The organism is Polymorphospora sp. A560 (assembly GCF_045781765.1).
Lineage (GTDB): Bacteria > Actinomycetota > Actinomycetes > Mycobacteriales > Micromonosporaceae > Polymorphospora > Polymorphospora lycopeni.
The window spans coordinates 3,161,080-3,178,075 of sequence record NZ_CP122282.1; the positions used below are offsets into that span (position 1 = coordinate 3,161,080).

Consider the following 16,996-nt stretch of genomic DNA (forward strand, 5'->3'; position numbering starts at 1 on the left):
CTCGGCCCGGTTCATCATCATCGCGTCTGCCAGGCCGAGACCACCGCTACCGCCTGGCGAGGGTTGAGACGCGGGTCGCACAACGTCGTGTATCTCTCGTCGATCCGGCCGGTGTCGTGGCGGACGTCGATGCATTCGGTCACGTCGTCGGGGCTGGTTTCGAGGTGCATTCCTCCCGGTGTTCCGCCGGCTGCGCGAACCGCTGACTGGAACGCCGTGACCTCCCGGATGATCGTCTCCACGACTCGGGTCTTGCGGCCCTCGGCGGTGGTCACGGTGTTGCCGTGCATCGGGTCGACCAGCCAGATCGCCGGGTGTCCGGCGGCACGCACGGCGCGGACCAGTGGGGGAAGCAGATCCATGGTCGCGTCAGCGCCCATCCGAGCGATCAGGGTGAGTCGGCCCGGTTCCCGTTCCGGATCCAGCCGCGTACACAACGCGAGCAGGTCGGCGACCGTCGTACGCGGCCCGATCTTGCACGCAACGGGGTTGATCACATTCGCGAGTAGCGAGACGTGCGCCCCCTCGACCTCGCGGGTGCGTTCCCCGATCCACGGCCAATGGGTGGAAGTGAGCGCGGCCCGACCCTGCCGGTCCCGGCGTAGCATCGGGATCTCGTAGTCGAGCAGCAGAGCCTCGTGACTGGTCCACACGGCCGGCTCGATACGCGCCTCCGGCGTCGGGGCGAGGTGGTCCATGAGTTGGCTCGCCGCCCAGTATCCCGCCAACATGCGTAGTGGATCGGGCCGCCGCACCTGTGGGTCCGGCTCGGGACCGTTCACCATGTGCCCTCGGTACACCGGGATCTCGACGCCGTCGACCCACTCGGTGGCCGCCGACCGGGGTTTGGCGTACTGGCCCGCGATCCGGCCCACCCGTACCACGGGCTGGTGCGTGACAGCGCTCATGACGCCGGCGAGCACGTTGAGGAGCCGGGTCTTCCGTTCCACGTCACCCGCGGTGCATTCGGCGGGGTCCTCCGCGCAGTCACCCGCCTGCACCACCTGCGCCTGGCCGGCGGAAACTCCGGCGAGCAACCCTCGGAGCCTGCTCAGGGATTCGACCTCGACGAGTGGGGGAAGGCTCGCCAGCACCGCCCGGACGTGCTCGACCTGTGCCGGGTCGTCCCATTCAGGCTGCTGCCGCGCAGCCAGGGGGTGCGAAACCTCGAGCGAGGTGGCGTTCAAGTTTTCTCCAAACCACGAACATGCCGGCAACTCGTTATTCGCGCATCAATGGGGTGGCCCGCCGGCGATGGCCTCCGGCCGGTCCATCGAGGTGGCAGGGGGTGGGGTTGTCCTGGATGCAAAGCCGCGTACCGTTCGGCTGTTCACGAACGATGTCGCCGAAATTACCAGTGCGTTTCTGAACCGTCCCGGTCGACGATCGCTGCTTCGGGATCCTGGCGGGCGACGATCCCGTCCCGGTCCTTGGCGGCGATCCTTTCGCTCAATAGTTTGAGCAGCGCCTCCGGGTTGGCGGCGCCTTTTGCGAGGGTGTCGGCCGGGGCTGTGACGGCAGTCGAGCCGGTCGTGGCCGGCGACATCTGCGCGCGATGATGCCGACCGCGAACGTGCGGGTGACTTGGTTCATGACATCTTCCCTGAACTGGAGATGGCAGTCAGGTGAATACGGCACGTTTATCCAGTGCCGCCCTGTTTGCCATCCTGATCTCGCTACGGCATTCATATAACAGTGCGTAACTGGCTCGTGTCAAGGTTCGGATGGCTATGACGAGTGTCAATGTCTTTCTTCATTCGGTAGAGAGTCGAAGCCTAATGCCCGCATGGCGACTCCCACCTGCGGGAACATGGTTCCGGAAAGTTCTGCCCCGGCATGAGGTCCGCGCCCCGGCGCCATGCGGCTCGGGTTCCTACAGTTGCGGATCTTCACGGCTCGAATGGCTTCTGGGCGCTTTTCCTGTATGCGCAGTGTCGACAATCCGCCTAAATCGCAGGCGGTCGCACGGTCTGTGCGCGCGGATCACGCAAGTTGGCGATGGTTGCGGGGGTGGGCAGGGGAAGGCTCGGTCACCCGGACCCTCTGCCGGCTGTTGAAGGCATGCCTGTCCGGGCTCGTCACCTCGGCATCCGCCGTGCTGTCGAGGACGGTCCCGGCTTCGGTGTGCAGAGCCGCGCGAAACGCGTGGGCGAACATGCATGCGGTGACGGTGTGGTGCCAGGCGGTCCATGTGCGGACCTGATGCTGGTCGATGCCGATGAGGCCCTTGCCCTGCCCGTCACCCTCCTTGATCCTCTGTGGGGTCTCCGCGATGCGCCGCAGGACAGGCACGGACGCGCGGTGGCGGGCGTGGGCGAGGAAATAGGTGACTTCGCCCGGATCGCCGACCGAACGCCGTACCAGCAGGGTGTGCGCGAACCCGTCGGCGGGGATCTCATCGCTGACCCGCAGGTTTCCGCCGAGACTGATCAACGCCCAGTCGTGGGAGCGATCGTCTTCACCGCCCCGCGCGCGGGTTCGGGGCTGCCAGGCGCTGTCAGCGATCCGGGTGAGCAACTGACCGACACGGGTGACCGGGACGGTTCCGGGTGCGACGCTGATCTGCGTCAGCGGCAGGGCCGCCGACACGGCTACCACGTACGGCAATGACCGCTGCGCACACCAGTTGCGGACCCGTGGATGCTGCCCGTACCCGTCGGCCATGGTGACCCACCCGAACGGGACGGCCGCGTCGGCCGCCTCGGTCAACAGTTCGACGGCCTGGTCGTGTTTCGTGGCGAACCCGACACCCACCGGAATGCCGGCCTCACGGCAGCGCCCCGGATCGTCGGTCCACTGTGTCGGCAGATGAAGGCGACGACCGATGTACGCGTGCCCGGCCCGGCCGGCGTACGACAGCATGACCGCGACCTGGCAGTTCTCGATCCGATTGGTGGCGGCGCAGTACTGCGGGGCCACCCCCACCGACTTGTCACCCTTCTTCGGCAGCTGGGTCTCGTCGATGATCAGCACCCCGTTCGGGTCACCGAGATGCTCCACCACATGGGCGCGGACCTCGGCCTCAAGAGCGTCGGCGCTCCACGCGCCCCGCGACAGCAACGCCTGCATCCGGCCCGGGTGGGTGTGCCCGGCCCGCCGGGCCAGGGTCCAGCAGTTCTTCCTGTCCAGATCCGACAGCAGCCCCTCGATCAGATCATGGAACACCTCTCGAGGCTCCGGCCGGGCGAACAAGTGCCCCACCTTGCCCGTCAGCTCCCGTAGCCGCAGCTCCCAGCCCGACATCAGACCAGCCATCCCGCGAAAGTGCCACCCCGGCGGCGCCCAGACGCGACGCCAGCGCGCCGTAGTGCGGGATCAGTTTATCCGCATCGATGGCGTGGACGTTGAGCCGGACGAGGTCCTCCAGGGAGATTCCGGCCGCGGCGATTCCTCGTTGAGCCGAAGACCGACCTGCTCTCCCCGAACCGGCACAGCGACCGAGCCAGGTCGATCTCGGCCGGGCCTGGCGGGAGCACCGAGGAGCCTGACGCAAACGGCTGGCTGCGGCTGGAGGTGACCCTCCAGGATCTACGCCATGCCGAGTGGGCACTGTGGCAGCTCGGCGTGCGTGCCGAAGCGCTGCCCCGCAGCCGTTGCGTACCGCCCTGCGCAGCCGCGCCCGTTCGCCGCACGCTACGAAGAGACATGCTGAGAGTTGTCGCCTGGTGACCCGTTTTCCTGCCGACGAGCCGGGTCGATCGGCCTCGGCCAGCGAGCTTGGTCGCTTACGGCTTGCACCCGCGGCGGTAGTGGGCTGATGACGGGTGGCCGTCGGTGGAGAATGGGGACGCGTGTACGGTCCGCCGCAAACACCCGTTGGCCGAAGCGGAAAGGCACCTTGCTCTGATGGGGTTCTTCCTCGGCATCGGCGTCGGCTCCTACGACGGCGACCGGCATCCACTGCTACGCCGCGCCGTCCCCGACGTCGAAGCGCTCGGCGAACTGCTTGGCACCGCCTTCACCCCGCTGCTCGTTCCCGACCCCGACGAGGACCAGGTACGCCAGCGACTTCGAGCCCTGGAAACCACCCCGACCATCGGCGGAGACGACGCCCTGGTGCTGCTGTGGAGCGGACACGGGCGCGCCGCACCCAACGGCCTGCGCCTCCTCGCCCGTGACAGCGGCACCAGCCCGGCGGCCGGAATCGGCGTGGACGACATCGCCGGCTACATCGCGGTGTCCGGCGCCAGTCAGCTGCTCCTGATCCTTGACACCTGCTTTTCCGGCAAGGCCCTGCCTACGACGGAGGTCGCCGGCAAGGTACTCGAGCTGGTGCCGCCCGACGGCCCGCACGTCTGGGTCGGCGTACTGAGCTCATGCCACGATCTCGAAACCGCCCAGGACGGGCTATTGGGGCAGCGACTGCGGACCCTGCTCCGCGACGGACCGTGCACGCCGGCGCTACGGGTGCGGTGGTCGGTACACAACGAGTTCATCCGCGGCGACGACCTCTGCGACGCCATCCTCAAGGAGTGGGACAGCGACCGCCAGACCCCGCAGTTCCAGGGCCGGGGGAGCGCCTGGTGGATGTTCCACAACCCGCTGTACGACCCGGGCGCACCCGAACAGGTCGTCGAACACCTCCTGCTCGCCGCCCGCGGCGGCCGGCCGGGCGACGAACGGTCCTGGTTCACCGGCCGCACTGTCGAGGTCGACCAGGTCGTTGACTGGATCCGCAGCGGCAAACCGGGTGTATACGTCGTGACCGGCGCGGCGGGCACCGGTAAGTCGGCGATTGTTGGCCGAGTTGTCAGCCTGTCCAACCCCGACGAACGCGCGCGACTGCTCGCCGACGGCCTGGAGTGGATTCACGCCGATCCTGGCGAGCGGTCAGTACACGCTCACCTGCACGCCCGTGGACTGGCTGCGGATCGAGCAGCAGAGGTCATCGGCGGTCAGATGGTTGGTCGTCGGATGCTGGCTGCTCAGGCCGATCGCCGCAATGCGCCGGAGTTGGTAGGGCAGATACAGCGGTTCGTTGAGGCGGGAAGAAAGCCGCCGGTCGTGGTGGTCGATGGGCTGGACGAGGCGAGAAGCGCCGCGTTTCCGCTCGCGGAGGAACTGCTGGCCCGCCTTGCCCGGCACGCAGTGGTCGTGGTGGCCACCCGGGATTTGCCACATCCCGGCGGGGGCATCGACCTGGTGGCGTCACTGTCCCCGGCCGCCGTTCTGGATCTGGACGTAGAGGGAGCACGCCAGCGGCTACGAGCCGACCTCACCGACTATGTCCGAGCCAGGCTGGCCGGGGTCGACTCCCGGATGGATCCGGAACTGGTCGCTACCCACCTCGCCGCCGACGTCGACGGTGGCCAGGCGTTGGCCGGCAGCCCGTTTCTGCTCGCCCGGATCGTGACCGACCAACTCCGTGCCGATCCCGTCGATACCTCCATCGGCGGATGGCGAGATGAGTTGGTCGGATCAGTCGAAAAGGCGCTCGACAGGGATCTCGGAAGCGTCAGCACGGCACCGGTACTTGCATGGGCGGACGGGCTTCCGGCCGCGAACGCGGCGAGGCTGCTGTTGGCGGCGCTAACCCGGGGCTATGGTGCGGGGCTGCCCGATCAGGAGTGGCTGACGGTGGCCAACGCCGGCCGGCCGGAATCGGCATGGTTCGGCCAGGACGACCTAACCTGGGTACTCGGTCAGCTCGGTCGATACGTCGTACAGGACGGCGAGGCCGGGGAAGCGGTGTACCGGATGGCACATCAGAGCCTGGCCGACCACGTACGCCCGCCCTATCAGGCGGTGCACGAGACGCCGTTTGACCCGGACGCACTGCCGATCGCGGCGGCACTGGCTGAGCGATATCGGAGCCTGCTCGGTGACGGGAGCGTCGCCGTTACACCCGGATACCTGCGGCGGTACCTCTGGCAGCATGCAGCGGATGCAGGGATTCCCGGGCTGGCGCTGATGCGGGAACTGGCTGACATGGACAGGACGCTGAGTAGCGATGTGGGGATGGTGGCGCAGGCAGTCGCAGAGCGGTTCGCGCATTGGGGGTACTGGCAGGAGGCCGTGGCGCCGGTTGAAGAGGCGGTGGCGACGTACCGTGGATTGGCGGCCGCTAACCCGGCTTTCGCGCCCGATCTTGCTGCTGCACTGGACAACCTTGGTAACTGCTACAGGGAGGTTGGGCGTCGGCTGGAGGCGGTGGCGCCGGTCAAGGAGGCGGTGGAGATCTCCCGTGGGCTCGCGGCGGCTGACCCGGTGTTTGCGCCCTACCTGGCTCGCGCGTTGAGCAGCTTGGGTGGACGCTACGGCGACGTCGGGCTTCGGCAGGAGGCCGTGGCGCCGGCTGAAGAGGCGGTGGCGTTGTACCGCAGGCTGGTGGCTTCTAATCCGGCTTTCGCGTCCGATTTGGCCGGCGCGTTGACCAATCTCGGTTTTGCTTACCGGGAGGTTGGGCGCTGGCGAGAGGCGGAGGCGACGACTGAGGAGGCGGTGGAGGCATACCGTGGGCTGGCGGCTTCTAATCCGGCATTCATGCCCAACCTGGCTGTGGTGTTGAACAACCTCGGTGTCGTCATCAGAATCAATGGGCGCCGGGGGGAGGCGGTGGCGTCAACCGCGGAGGCGGTGGAGATATACCGTGGGCTGGCGGCTTCTAATCCGGCTTTCGAGTCCGGCCTGGCTATGGCGTTGACTAACCTCGGCATCCGCTACAGGGAGGCTGGGCGCCGGGTGGCAGCGGTCCTGGCAAGCGCGGAGGCGGTGGAGCTTCGCCGGAGGCTGGCGGCCTCTAATCCGGCCGTCGTGTCCGATCTAGCCGGCGCGTTGACCCACCTCGGTCTTGCTTACCGGGAGGTTGGGCGCGGGGAAGAGGCGGTGGCGCCCGTCGAGGAGGCAGTGCAGACGTACCGTGGGCTGGCGGCTTCTAATCCGGCTTTCGAGTCCGACCTGGCAATGGTGTTGACCCACCTCGGTGCCGTCTACAGCGAGGTTGGGCGTCGGCAAGAGGCGGTGGCGGTGACTGAGGAGGCAGTGCGGATGTACCGCCGACTGGCGGATGACACCCCACGGTTCGTCGCCGATCTAGTGCTGTGACCGGAAACGTTGGCCGGGTTGGGTGACACGCCGGTCATCGTTACCGGTTCGGTGTCGGGCGGGGTTCAGGCTGTCGGGATGGCAGATGCTGTTCGGGCGCGTCGGCTCACCGATGACGAGGGTCGGCGACTACAACAGATCGTGCGGCGTGGGACGGGATCACCGGTCCGGCTGCGACGGGCGATGGTCATCATGGCCTCGGCCAGTGGGAACACCGTCCCGGCGATCGCTCGTTTGGTCCAGGGCGACGAGGATGCGATCCGTGAGGTCATCCACCGGTTCAACAAGATCGGTCTGGCCTGCCTGGACCCTCGGTGGGCGGGTGGCCGTCCCCGCCGGATCAGTGAAGACGACGAAGCGTTCATCGTCGCGACGGCCCGTACCAGACCCCAGGCGCTCGGTCAGCCGTTCACCCGGTGGAGCCTGCGCAAACTCGCCGACTACCTGGCCCACAACCGCGGTCCGCGCCGCGTGGTGGTCGGCCGGGAACGGCTGCGGGAGTTCCTGCACCGGCACGACATCACGCTCCAGCGAACCAAGACCTGGAAGGAGACCAACGACCCGAACGCCGAGGCGAAGCTCGCTCGGATCGAGGCGGTGACCACCGCGTTCCCGGACCGGGTCTTCGCCTTCGACGAATTCGGCCCGTTGAGCATCAGGCCGCACGCCGGCGCGTCGTGGACGCCGGCCGGGCATCCGGACCGGTTGCCCGGCAACTACCACAAGCTGCACGGCGTGCGGCAGTTCCACGCCTGCTACAGCGTCGGCGACGACACCATGTGGGGCGTCGTGCGGCGCCGCAAGTCCGCGGCGAACACCCTGGCCGCGCTCAGGTCGATCCGCAAGGCGCGGCCGGACGGGGCCCCGATCTACGTGATCCTGGACAACCTGTCCGCGCACAAAGGCAAGAAGATCCGGGCCTGGGCCGCACGCAACAAGGTCGAGCTGTGCTTCACCCCGACCTATTCGTCCTGGGCCAACCCGATCGAGGCGCACTTCGGACCGCTACGGATGTTCGTCGTCGCCGGATCGAACCATCCCAACCACCCGGTCGCGACCCAAGCCCTGCACAACTACCTACGCTGGCGTAACGCCAACGCCCGCCACCCGGACATCCTGGCCGCCCAACGCCGCGAACGCGCCCGCATCCGCTCCGAACGCCAACGACGCTGGGGTCAGACCACCGCCCGGGCAGCGGCCTGACCAACCCGGCCAACGTTTCCGGTCACAGCACTAGCTAGTGCGTTGACCAACCTCGGTGTTTTCCAGGGCGAGGTTGGAAACCGCCAGGATGCGATGACATTGACTGAGGAGGCGGTGGAGCTTCGCCGGAGGCTGGCGGCTATTAACCCGGCCATGGTGCCCGAACTTGCTATGACATTGGGCAACCTTGCTAGCGGATACATGAAGGTTGGACGTCAACAGGAGGCGGTGACGGTGACTGAGGAGGCGGTGCAGATCTACCGTCAACTGGCCGCTTCCGACCTGACTTTCCTACCTTACCTGGCTGACACGCTGAACTACCTTGGTGCCCGCTACACGGAGGTTGGGCGCCCAATGGCAGTGGAACCGGTGTGGCGTGCCGTGCTTGCCGACGTCGCACCGGAGGTCGCCGCCCGACTGCTGCTGGCACGTTGCGCTTCGGCCGACGCCGGCGACGGCCAAGCCGCTGGCTGGGTGGCGACAGCGCTGCCACTTGCGGATGGAAATAGGCGCTTGACCGCTGCTATTCGCGAGCAGGCACGGCGTCACCGCGATGCCGACTCAACCTCATTTGACGCACACTGGACCGGACCCCGGCCGGATTGGCTGACGGTCGACACCCATCTGCTGGCCGTGGCCCGTTCCTGGGTCGCGACCCCGACGTTGCTCGACGAACGCGACTTCCTGATCACGCACATGGAGCTTCTGGGAAAGGAAGCCGACAGCGCCGTAACCGAGGCACTATTCATCCTCGAAGATCAGGAAGCCCAGCGATACGACGGCCTGCGGACCCGTGCCCGAACCGAGGGGGTGGCAGCTGCGTATGAGCCGCTGCTGCTAGGCGAGCTCGCCTACGAGTTCGTCACAGCCGACCCGGCCGGGCAGGCGACGCTGATGACCGACCGTCGCGACGGCCTGCTGACTGACACCGTTCGTACCGCCATCACGGAACTGGCGGGACGCAGCAATGACGTCCGCCCCGCCCGGGCCCACGCGCTGCTGGAATTGGCAGCGGTCGGCGACGGCGAGCCCGGCCTTCTCGCTCTGGCGGAACCGGCCCGGTTCCCGGCACTACTGGAACAACTCGCCACCGGCGACGATATCGCTCCACTTGGCCCCACTGCGCAGTTGGCGTCGACTGTGGCCGCCACCGCCTCCGACCGGGCATGCGCCGTCTTCCACCTCGCAGTCGCTACCGCCGTCAGCGGCGACACCGATCAGGCAAAGACGCTCCTTGCCCAAGCCCGCCAACTCGACCCCGACCGGACCGGCGACTGGAAGACGAAGCTGGTCCGGATCGGGCAGCGCCACCCGGTAGTACTGCCCCTCCTCGCATTACTCACCCAGCCTTTCGATGACACATCCGGAGCCGATTGATGACCATGCCGACCGACTTCGTCGTCGTCCTGCCCGGCATCCTCGGCAGCACCCTGCGACATGACGACCACGTCGTCTGGGCGCCGTCGGCGGGCTCGGCCGTGCGCGCCATCAACACCTTCGGCCGGTCCCTCAAACGCCTGCGACTGCCGGATGACATCGGAGACGAACCCCCCGAGGACGGGGTGCAACCGGTCGGGCTGATGCCAGACCTGCACGTGCTGCCCGGCCTCTGGACCCCGGTCAAGGGCTACGACCGGCTCCTGAAACGGCTCCGGTCACTCGGCTACCAGGAGGCCACCGCCGACCCGGATGCCCCGCCCGGCAACCTGCTCCCGGTCGCCTACGACTGGCGGCTGTCGAACCGGTACAACGGCCGCCGGCTCGCCGGAATCGTCGAACCAGCCCTCGAACGCTGGCGGGCTCAGGGCGGCCCCTACGCCGACGCCAAGATTACCTTCGTTTGCCACTCCATGGGCGGCCTGGTCGCACGCTGGTACATCGAACACTGTGGCGGCCACGAGATCACCACCAGGCTGATCACCCTCGGCACCCCGTACCGCGGCTCCGCCAAGGCCCTAGAACAGCTCGTCAACGGCGCCCGCAAGGGACTCGGCCCGCTCGGCGTGGACCTGACCGACCTGGTCCGCAGCATGCCGTCGATGTACCACCTGCTTCCCGAGTACGCGTGCATCGAGCACGCCGGTGACCTGGCCAAGACCGTCGAGACGACGCTTCCAGAACTCGACACCAAGCGGGTCGTCGACGGGGCACTGTTCCACCGCCAGCTCGCCGACGCCGAGGCCGCCCGGCCGGACAGCCTGGACAGCACCCACGCGATCGTCGGGATCCGGCAGCCTACGGCGACCACGGCCCGGCTGTCCGGCGGCCGCATCGAACTGGTCGACGGCTACCGGGGCCAGGACCTGTTCGGTGACGCGACGGTTCCGCTGGTCGCGGCCTGCCGCGGCGACGTGTGGATGGACAGCCCGCTGCTGCGCCGGATCCCGGACCGGCACGGCAACCTGCAACGCAACCGCGCCGCCCTCGACGAGATCGAGGGCATCCTCACCGCCCGTCCGATCGTGATCCGCGCGCCCGGCACCGTCGACCTGTCCGTCGACATGCCGGACCTGATCCTCGCCGGCGAGGACCTTGCGGTGGGGGTGGCTACGGTCGACGGGAGCCGGCAGGCGGTACGAATCACCGTCACCGACGAGATCGGCCGAATGGTCGACTCCCGCACCCCGAAACCTGCCCCCGGCGGAACCGTCACCACGATCACCGACCTGCCTCCGGGCGCCCACACCGTCGAGGTGGGCGGCATTGCTCCTGGCTCGCCTGTTTCCCCGGTCACCGGAATGGTCCTGGTCTGGGGCTGACGGCTCCCCGGCTGCTCCGGACTGTCAGCCGACGGGGCCGGGATCGGAAACGCGAACTCCGCGTCGATCTGGTCTGTGCCAGGGACCGGCGGTAGCCCGTATCCGGTCCAGGCGTCGTGCGGCCAGTTCCACGCGAACTTGGAGGCGGGGGCGGCGTCGAACCACAGCACCTCTTGCCCGGCGCGGTGTCGCTCACGGTCGCGGCGTGACCTCGGCTGGGCCGTAGCGGGCGAGGAAGGTGGCGGTGGCGGCGTCGGCTGTGGCGGTCAGGTCGTCCGGTGGTGTGACGTCGCCGCGCAGGGTGTGGTCGTTCAGGGCCGCGCCGAGCAACAGCCAGGTGAACTGTTGCGCCGCGACAGCCGGGTCGTCCACCCGGAGGCTGCCACGGTCGGCCAGCTCGGCGAGGGCGGCGGCGAGAGCGTCGATGTTGCGGTCCCAGCTCTCGGCGACGTAGCGGGCGGCCACCTCGGGGTGTCGGTCCGCCTCGGCCGCGACCAGCCGCCGCATGCGGAGCACGCCCGGGCTCAGCACCGCCGCCTGCAGCGTGCGCCCGAAGCGGCCGAGCGCGGCCGGCAGGTTCTCCGCGGCGAGCAACGCGTCGAGATGCGGCCGCATCGCGTCCCGTCCCCGGCCCGCCCAGCCGACGACCACCGCGGCGTAGAGCGCGTCCTTCGACGGGTGCTGTGCATAGAGTGACGCCTTGGAGATGCGAGCCGCGGCGGCGACGGTGTCCATGGTCGTGGCCGCGAACCCGTGCTCGAGGAACAACTCACGGGCGACGCCGAGAAGCTCGGCGCCGCGGCTGCCGCTGGGACGTCCACGCCGGCGTGCGGTGGATGCGATGATGGCCGACCTCCAATTGAGTACTTGACGGTACTTTAATCGCGCTCCTATGCTGGTCGCAATAAGTACTAGTGGGTACTGAAAAGAGGGCGAAGCCATGGTCGTCGTGGGGATCCTGGTCGCGACGGTGGTGGCGTTCAGCATCAGCTTCGCGTTCTACTCGGTCGCGCCCGCGGCGCCGGCCACGGTGGAGACCCCGCCCGCGCGCCCTCGGGCGTGGCAGGTCATCGTCGAGGTGCTCCGGAGCGCGGTCATCGCCACGCTGGTCACCGGCCTGCTGGTCGCCGGGGCCTGGTCGGGCCCAGCCGCCGGTGCGCTGCTGGGCCTGGCACTCTGGGCCCTGCCGGTCGTCCTGCTGACGGGCTCGGTCGTCTGGGAGCACGTCCCGGTTCGGGACGCGGCCTTGCACACCGTCGACTGGCTGATCAAGTTGCTCGCCATCGGCGCCATCATCGGCGCCTTCGCCTGACCCTCCTCCCGACGTCGGACCGACCCGAAAAGGACCTGTCATGGCCGCCGGACCGCTCGACATCACCTTCACCGCGACCCTCGGCAAGATCAGCGAGGGCGACACCTGGACCTGCGTCAAACTGCCCGGCTCGGCCGAGATCTTCGGCACCCGGGGCCTCGTCAAGGTCGCCGGCACGGTAGACGGTGTGCCGTTCGAGGGTGCCTTCATGGCGCTCGGCGACGGCACGCACAAGTTGCCGGTGAACGGCGCGGTGCGCAAGGCGATCGGCAAGATCGACGGCGACGAGGTGGTCGTGCACCTGACGCAGCGCCGGAACTAGGGGGCGATCTGACCTTGGACCCGACGCGTCCACCGGCCTACGACGTAATGGTGTCCTCGCGAGTGGGCAGTGTGCGCGACGTGCCGTAGGTGGTGCCGGCCCGGTCGCGCTCCAGCCAGCCGGTGTCGACCAGCATCCGCCGGGCGCCGGCCACGTCGTCGGTGACCGCGGACAGCCGCCGGTTGATCTCGTCCTCGTCGCACGGGCCGTCGAGGTCGAGGAAGCGGGTGAGCATCTCGGACAGCAGCTCCCACCGCTCCGACAGGGTCGGCGGGAAGGTGGTCAGCCGGCCGTGCGAGAAGAAGTTGCGCAGCTCCGGATACACCACGAGCAGGCGGCTGATGGGCTGCTGACGGTCCAGGTCCGCGGCGGCCTCGCGCAGGGCGTCGAGCCGGGCCCGGTAGACGCCGGTCCCGGTGCCGGTCACCACGCCGATCGCCTTGAGCCGGGCGAGCGCGTGCCCGGCCTTCGGCACCGGGACGTCGAGGGCGTGCGCCAGCTCGGCGGCGGTCGCGCCGTCCTTGCCCCGGCGGGCGAGCTCGGCCAGCGCCCGCAGGCGCCCGGGGTCGGACAGCTGGGCGAGGACCTCCGCGGCGTGCGCGGCTTCGGCGGACATCCGGTCATTCTGCCCGGCGTCGCTCACGGCCGGCGACCATGTTTCATGCCGGGCGGGGCAGCGCGACCGCCCTCCACGGTGGGCCCCCGGGGCGGGGTCACCGCGGCCCGTACGGGTCGGAAGGTCCTTCGAGCGCGAAGACCGCCAATGGTCTGACCTGCCCATACGACGGTCAGGGCGCTTGCTTCTTTCGTCCCCTGTGGCTGGTCGGGTGCTCGGAGGGTGCGACGAGCATCCTCCTGCCGCTGTCTGTCGGTGGAAGCGTCAGGGTGAACACCGCGCCGGCACCGGGCGTGCTGCTCACCCTGAGATCCCCGGCATGGGCCTGCGCCAGCTTCCGGGCGATGGCCAGTCCGAGTCCGCTGCCGCCGGTGGTACGGCTGCGGGAGGCGTCGGCTCGCCAGAATCGGTCGAAGACGCGTGGCAGATCCTCCGGCGCGATGCCCGTTCCGGTGTCCGCCACCTCGGCGCCGTGTGGGACGGGCCGCAGGGTGACGACACCGCCCGGGGGAGTGTGCCGGATGGCGTTGGAGACGAGATTCCCGATGATCTGCCGCAGCCGGTCCGGATCGGCCACGACGTACGCCGGTGGCCCGTCCGGAAGGGACAGCGTGACCCCGGCGTGCGCGGCCGTTCCGCGATGGGAAGCGGCGACCTGTTCCAGCACCTCGTGCATGTCGCAGGCGACCATGTGCAGCCGCAGGTCGCCGGCGTCCGCGGCGGCCAGGTCGCGCAGGTCGTCGATGACCCGCTGCAGCAGCACCGCCTCCTCGAGGAGCAGGTCGACCAGGGTCCGATCGATCAGGGCCAGCCCGTCCTGGGCCGCCTCCAGCCAGCTGCGGATGTTGGTCAGCGGCGTGCGCAGCTCGTGCGCGACGTCGCCGACCATCTCGCGTCGGCGCCGCTCCACCGCGATCCGCCGGGCGTCGAGGTCGTTCAGCGCGGCGGCGAGGTGGCCGATCTCGTCCCGGCGGTCGACCGCGACGACCGGGAACCCGCCGGTGTGGGCCGCGGCCTCGGTGAGCCGGGTCAGTGGCCGGACCAGCCGTCGCCCGGCCACGATCGCCGGCTCGGCTTCGTCTTCCAGCGCTTCCACCTCACCGACGGTCTGACCGCGGCAGAGAACGTGGCCGTCGGGCTGCTCTACGCGGGCGTACCCCGGCGCCGGCGGCACGCGATGGCGTTGTCCGCGATCGCCCGCGTCGGCCTGTCGCACCGGGCCGGGCACCGCCCGCACCAGCTCTCCGGCGGCGAACGGCAGCGGGTGGCGATCGCCCGGGCGCTCGCCAACGACCCGGCGCTGGTGCTGGCGGACGAGCCGACCGGCGCGCTGGACACCCAGAACGGCCGGGCCGTGCTCGCGCTGCTGCGCCGCCTGCACGCGGAGGGCACCACGATCGCGGTGATCACCCACGACCGGGAGATCGCGGCGTCGATGCCCCGGTGTGTGGAGATCCGCGACGGCCGGCTCGTCTCGGACACCGCCGCATGAGCCCGGTCGACCTGCTCGGATTGGGTCTGCTCGGCCTGCGCACCCGTCCGGCGCGCGCCGCGCTCTCCGCGCTCGGGATCGCGATCGGCATCGCCACCATGGTCGTGGTCACCTGCATCCCGGCGTCGAGCAGCGCCACGCTGATGCGCGAGCTCTCCACGCTCGGCACGAACATGCTGGAGGCCACCGCCCCCGCGGGACAGGCGGCCCTGGTGCCGTTGCCGGAGGAGTCGGTGTCCATGGTGGAGCGTATCGGCCCGGTGGACGCCGTGAGCGCCGTGGCGAACACCCACACCGTGGTACGCCGTTCCGACCGCTCCGATCCCGGTGACGGGGCCGGGCTGACCGTCCTGGCCGCGCACCTGAACCTGCCGCAGGTCCTGGAAGCGCGCGTCGACCGCGGGGCGTGGCTGACCGAGGCGACCGCCCGATTCCCGGCCGTCGTTCTAGGCGCGGTCGCCGCGACCCGGCTCGGCATCACCGACCCGGCCGTGCCGGCGGGCGGGCCGCAGGTGCGCATCGGCGATCACTGGTTCACGGTCGTCGGCATCCTGGCGGCCACGCCGCTGTCACCGGACGTCGACCGGTCGGCGCTGATCGGCTGGGAGTCCGCCCGCGCCCTCACCGGCTTCGACGGGCACCCGACCGTGCTGTACATCCGGGCACACGAGCCGGCCATCGAGGACGTACGGGCCGTACTACCCGCCACCATCAACCCGCAGAGCCCGGCGAACGTGCAGGTGACCCGCCCGTCGGACGCGCTGGCCGCGAAGCGGGCCACGGAGAACACGTACGCCGGGCTGTTTCTGGGGCTGGCCGCGGTGGCGCTGCTGGTCGGCGGCGTCGGGGTGGCGAACACGATGGTGGTGTCCGTGCTGGAACGCCGTGGTGAGATCGGCCTGCGTCGCGCGCTCGGCGCCAGCCGCTGGCACATCCGGGCCCAGTTCCTCACCGAGTCGGTGGCGCTGGCAGCGCTCGGCGGTGTCGCGGGCACCACGTCGGGCGTGCTGGCCGGGGCCGGATGGGCGGTGCACCAGGGCTGGCTGGTGGTGATCCCGGCGTCCGCGACCGCGGCCGGGCTCGGCGGTGCCCTGCTGGTCGGTGTGCTGGCCGGTGTCTATCCGTCGTCGCGGGCGGCCCGGCTCACCCCGGTCGAGGCGCTCGCCTCCGCGTGACACAGGTTTCACACACTTTTCGAGAAGGATCATCACCTATGAAGTTATTTGCGCGTATTGCAGTAGTTGTTGCGGTAGCCGGCGCGCTCGCCGCCTGCGGGGAGGCGGACACCTCCTCACCCGGGGTGGTGACGCTTCAGTCGCCCGGCGTCGGCACGACCGGCGGCACGCCCGCAGCCTCGGGGGAGGAGCGTCCGGTGATCCGGCCGGACGCCACCGAGGGCGACATCCAGTTGCTCTGGAACGGCTGGGGCAAGTGCCTGGAGGACGCCGGCGTGCCGATGAACAAGGACGCGGCCGGCAACTACGGTAAGCCGGACGGTGACCTGTACGGGCAGTACCGGCCGGCGGCCGACAAGTGCGCGGTGAAGCAGCCGGAGAGCTGGATGGACCGGGAACGGCGCAGCGATCCCGCCTTCGCCGACCGGCTACGCGACGCCGTCGGCTGCCTGAAGGAGAAGGGCTACCAGGCGCGCGTCGACCCGGAGGGTCCTCGGATCGCCTATTCCAGCACCGAGGAGTTCGCCCGCGCCGACGCGGACCAGGCCGCGTGCGAACGCGAGGCGTTCAGTGAGGCCATCGCCAGCTACGGCAACGGCTGAACCGCCGTCCGGGACGCGGCCGGCCGGGCGGCCCGGCCAGCCCTTCGAGCCGACGACACGCGAACGCGGGACAGGACGAGCCGCCGCCGGCGGGCCGAGCATTGGGCGTGACCTCCCCGCCGGGTTCGGCCGTCGAGAACGGCCCGCGTGCCGTCGTGTCCGGCACCGATCCGGTCGGCCCCTCGTGTCGTCGGGGCCGGCACGGACCGCCGGACACCGCCGGCGACCTGGAGGAGTGGTTCGCGGTCGTCCTGCGGGCCACCCACGGGTTGCGGACGGCGGCCGTACTGCGGCGCATGAGTGCCGCCGCCGCCCTGCTGCACACCACCGAGCAGGTCGACGAGGCGCTGGACCGGGCGATCCTCGAAGTGGTGCGGCAGGGTGTCCCGCCTTTACGGGACGTGTCATGACCGGCAAGTGATCCGATCCTTACTGTCAGCCATCGATCAGCCCTGTCGCCGACGGTCCAAG

15 protein-coding genes and 1 pseudogene are annotated in these 16,996 nt (G+C 69.6%); 10 read left to right on the forward strand and 6 right to left on the reverse strand.

The genetic code is table 11. The annotated features are described in order from the left end of the window. Positions 1-17 precede the first annotated feature (17 nt). From QCD66_RS14315 to QCD66_RS14325, 3 genes are all read right to left on the reverse strand, one after another. Complete coding sequence (locus QCD66_RS14315; RefSeq protein WP_375732936.1) at positions 18-1,187, reverse strand: 3-deoxy-7-phosphoheptulonate synthase; 1,170 nt, start codon at positions 1,185-1,187, stop codon at positions 18-20. Between the two features lie 164 nt (positions 1,188-1,351). Beyond that, positions 1,352-1,546, reverse strand: a complete 195-nt coding sequence (locus QCD66_RS14320) for a hypothetical protein (RefSeq protein WP_375732935.1) — start codon at positions 1,544-1,546, stop codon at positions 1,352-1,354. 437 nt (positions 1,547-1,983) lie between these two features. After that, entirely contained in the window at positions 1,984-3,255 is a 1,272-nt protein-coding gene (locus QCD66_RS14325) for an IS701 family transposase (protein WP_407567153.1), read from the reverse strand. A gap of 591 nt (positions 3,256-3,846) precedes the next feature. Here QCD66_RS14325 and QCD66_RS14330 point away from each other — a divergent pair. From QCD66_RS14330 to QCD66_RS14345, 4 genes are all read left to right on the forward strand, one after another. Beyond that, a complete protein-coding gene (locus QCD66_RS14330) occupies positions 3,847-7,044 on the forward strand; it encodes a tetratricopeptide repeat protein (protein ID WP_375732934.1) in 3,198 nt (1,065 codons plus the stop codon). A gap of 78 nt (positions 7,045-7,122) precedes the next feature. Further along, positions 7,123-8,247 carry an IS630 family transposase gene (locus QCD66_RS14335; protein WP_407567154.1) on the forward strand — a complete coding sequence of 375 codons (1,125 nt, stop codon included), beginning with the start codon at positions 7,123-7,125 and terminating at the stop codon, positions 8,245-8,247. A 42-nt stretch (positions 8,248-8,289) separates the two neighbouring features. Next, positions 8,290-9,624, forward strand: coding sequence for a tetratricopeptide repeat protein (locus QCD66_RS14340; RefSeq protein WP_375734472.1), 1,335 nt, complete (start codon positions 8,290-8,292; stop codon positions 9,622-9,624). Continuing rightward, positions 9,624-11,006, forward strand: a complete 1,383-nt coding sequence (locus tag QCD66_RS14345; RefSeq protein ID WP_375734471.1) for an esterase/lipase family protein — start codon at positions 9,624-9,626, stop codon at positions 11,004-11,006. The genes QCD66_RS14340 and QCD66_RS14345 overlap by 1 nt, the downstream gene beginning before the upstream one ends. 192 nt (positions 11,007-11,198) lie before the next feature. Here the strand turns inward: QCD66_RS14345 and QCD66_RS14350 are convergent, their stop codons facing one another. Next, the gene (locus QCD66_RS14350; RefSeq protein ID WP_407567155.1) at positions 11,199-11,993 is read right to left on the reverse strand and encodes a TetR/AcrR family transcriptional regulator; all 795 of its coding nucleotides are present in this window, start codon (positions 11,991-11,993) and stop codon (positions 11,199-11,201) included. On the opposite strand from QCD66_RS14350, the gene QCD66_RS14355 reads away from it, so the two are divergent. Both QCD66_RS14355 and QCD66_RS14360 read left to right on the forward strand, forming a co-directional pair. Continuing rightward, positions 11,947-12,318 carry a DUF1761 family protein gene (locus QCD66_RS14355; RefSeq protein ID WP_375734469.1) on the forward strand — a complete coding sequence of 124 codons (372 nt, stop codon included), beginning with the start codon at positions 11,947-11,949 and terminating at the stop codon, positions 12,316-12,318. The two genes, QCD66_RS14350 and QCD66_RS14355, sit on opposite strands and share 47 nt — an antisense overlap. Positions 12,319-12,358: 40 nt before the next feature. Further along, positions 12,359-12,640 (forward strand): DUF1905 domain-containing protein, encoded by a 282-nt coding sequence (locus tag QCD66_RS14360; RefSeq protein WP_375734468.1) that lies wholly within the window; start codon positions 12,359-12,361, stop codon positions 12,638-12,640. Between the two features lie 37 nt (positions 12,641-12,677). Here the strand turns inward: QCD66_RS14360 and QCD66_RS14365 are convergent, their stop codons facing one another. Further along, positions 12,678-13,256 carry a DUF2087 domain-containing protein gene (locus QCD66_RS14365; RefSeq protein ID WP_375734467.1) on the reverse strand — a complete coding sequence of 193 codons (579 nt, stop codon included), beginning with the start codon at positions 13,254-13,256 and terminating at the stop codon, positions 12,678-12,680. 172 nt (positions 13,257-13,428) lie between these two features. Next, positions 13,429-14,430, reverse strand: coding sequence for an ATP-binding protein (locus QCD66_RS14370; RefSeq protein ID WP_407567156.1), 1,002 nt, complete (start codon positions 14,428-14,430; stop codon positions 13,429-13,431). Between QCD66_RS14370 and QCD66_RS14375 the strand changes: the two are divergent. The 4 genes and pseudogenes from QCD66_RS14375 to QCD66_RS14390 all read left to right on the forward strand — a co-directional run. Then, positions 14,323-14,748, forward strand: a pseudogene (locus tag QCD66_RS14375) (ABC transporter ATP-binding protein); the annotation flags it as partial. The gene QCD66_RS14370 and the pseudogene QCD66_RS14375 sit on opposite strands and share 108 nt — an antisense overlap. Then, positions 14,745-15,923 carry an ABC transporter permease gene (locus QCD66_RS14380; protein WP_375734465.1) on the forward strand — a complete coding sequence of 393 codons (1,179 nt, stop codon included), beginning with the start codon at positions 14,745-14,747 and terminating at the stop codon, positions 15,921-15,923. The pseudogene QCD66_RS14375 and the gene QCD66_RS14380, both read left to right, overlap by 4 nt. A 197-nt stretch (positions 15,924-16,120) precedes the next feature. Next, the gene (locus tag QCD66_RS14385; protein ID WP_375734464.1) at positions 16,121-16,525 is read left to right on the forward strand and encodes a hypothetical protein; all 405 of its coding nucleotides are present in this window, start codon (positions 16,121-16,123) and stop codon (positions 16,523-16,525) included. A gap of 107 nt (positions 16,526-16,632) precedes the next feature. Then, positions 16,633-16,935, forward strand: coding sequence for a hypothetical protein (locus QCD66_RS14390; protein WP_375734463.1), 303 nt, complete (start codon positions 16,633-16,635; stop codon positions 16,933-16,935). Positions 16,936-16,996 lie beyond the last annotated feature (61 nt).

Coding starts and splice junctions, on each gene's coding strand:
- QCD66_RS14320 (WP_375732935.1), bottom strand. CDS start 1,546: ATGTCGCCGGCCACGACCGGCTCGACTGCCGTCACAGCCCCGGCCGAC.
- QCD66_RS14360 (WP_375734468.1), top strand. CDS start 12,359: ATGGCCGCCGGACCGCTCGACATCACCTTCACCGCGACCCTCGGCAAG.
- QCD66_RS14365 (WP_375734467.1), bottom strand. CDS start 13,256: ATGTCCGCCGAAGCCGCGCACGCCGCGGAGGTCCTCGCCCAGCTGTCC.
- QCD66_RS14350 (WP_407567155.1), bottom strand. CDS start 11,993: ATGCTGAACGCCACCACCGTCGCGACCAGGATCCCCACGACGACCATG.
- QCD66_RS14330 (WP_375732934.1), top strand. CDS start 3,847: ATGGGGTTCTTCCTCGGCATCGGCGTCGGCTCCTACGACGGCGACCGG.
- QCD66_RS14345 (WP_375734471.1), top strand. CDS start 9,624: ATGACCATGCCGACCGACTTCGTCGTCGTCCTGCCCGGCATCCTCGGC.
- QCD66_RS14335 (WP_407567154.1), top strand. CDS start 7,123: ATGGCAGATGCTGTTCGGGCGCGTCGGCTCACCGATGACGAGGGTCGG.
- QCD66_RS14325 (WP_407567153.1), bottom strand. CDS start 3,255: ATGGCTGGTCTGATGTCGGGCTGGGAGCTGCGGCTACGGGAGCTGACG.
- QCD66_RS14355 (WP_375734469.1), top strand. CDS start 11,947: ATGGTCGTCGTGGGGATCCTGGTCGCGACGGTGGTGGCGTTCAGCATC.
- QCD66_RS14380 (WP_375734465.1), top strand. CDS start 14,745: ATGAGCCCGGTCGACCTGCTCGGATTGGGTCTGCTCGGCCTGCGCACC.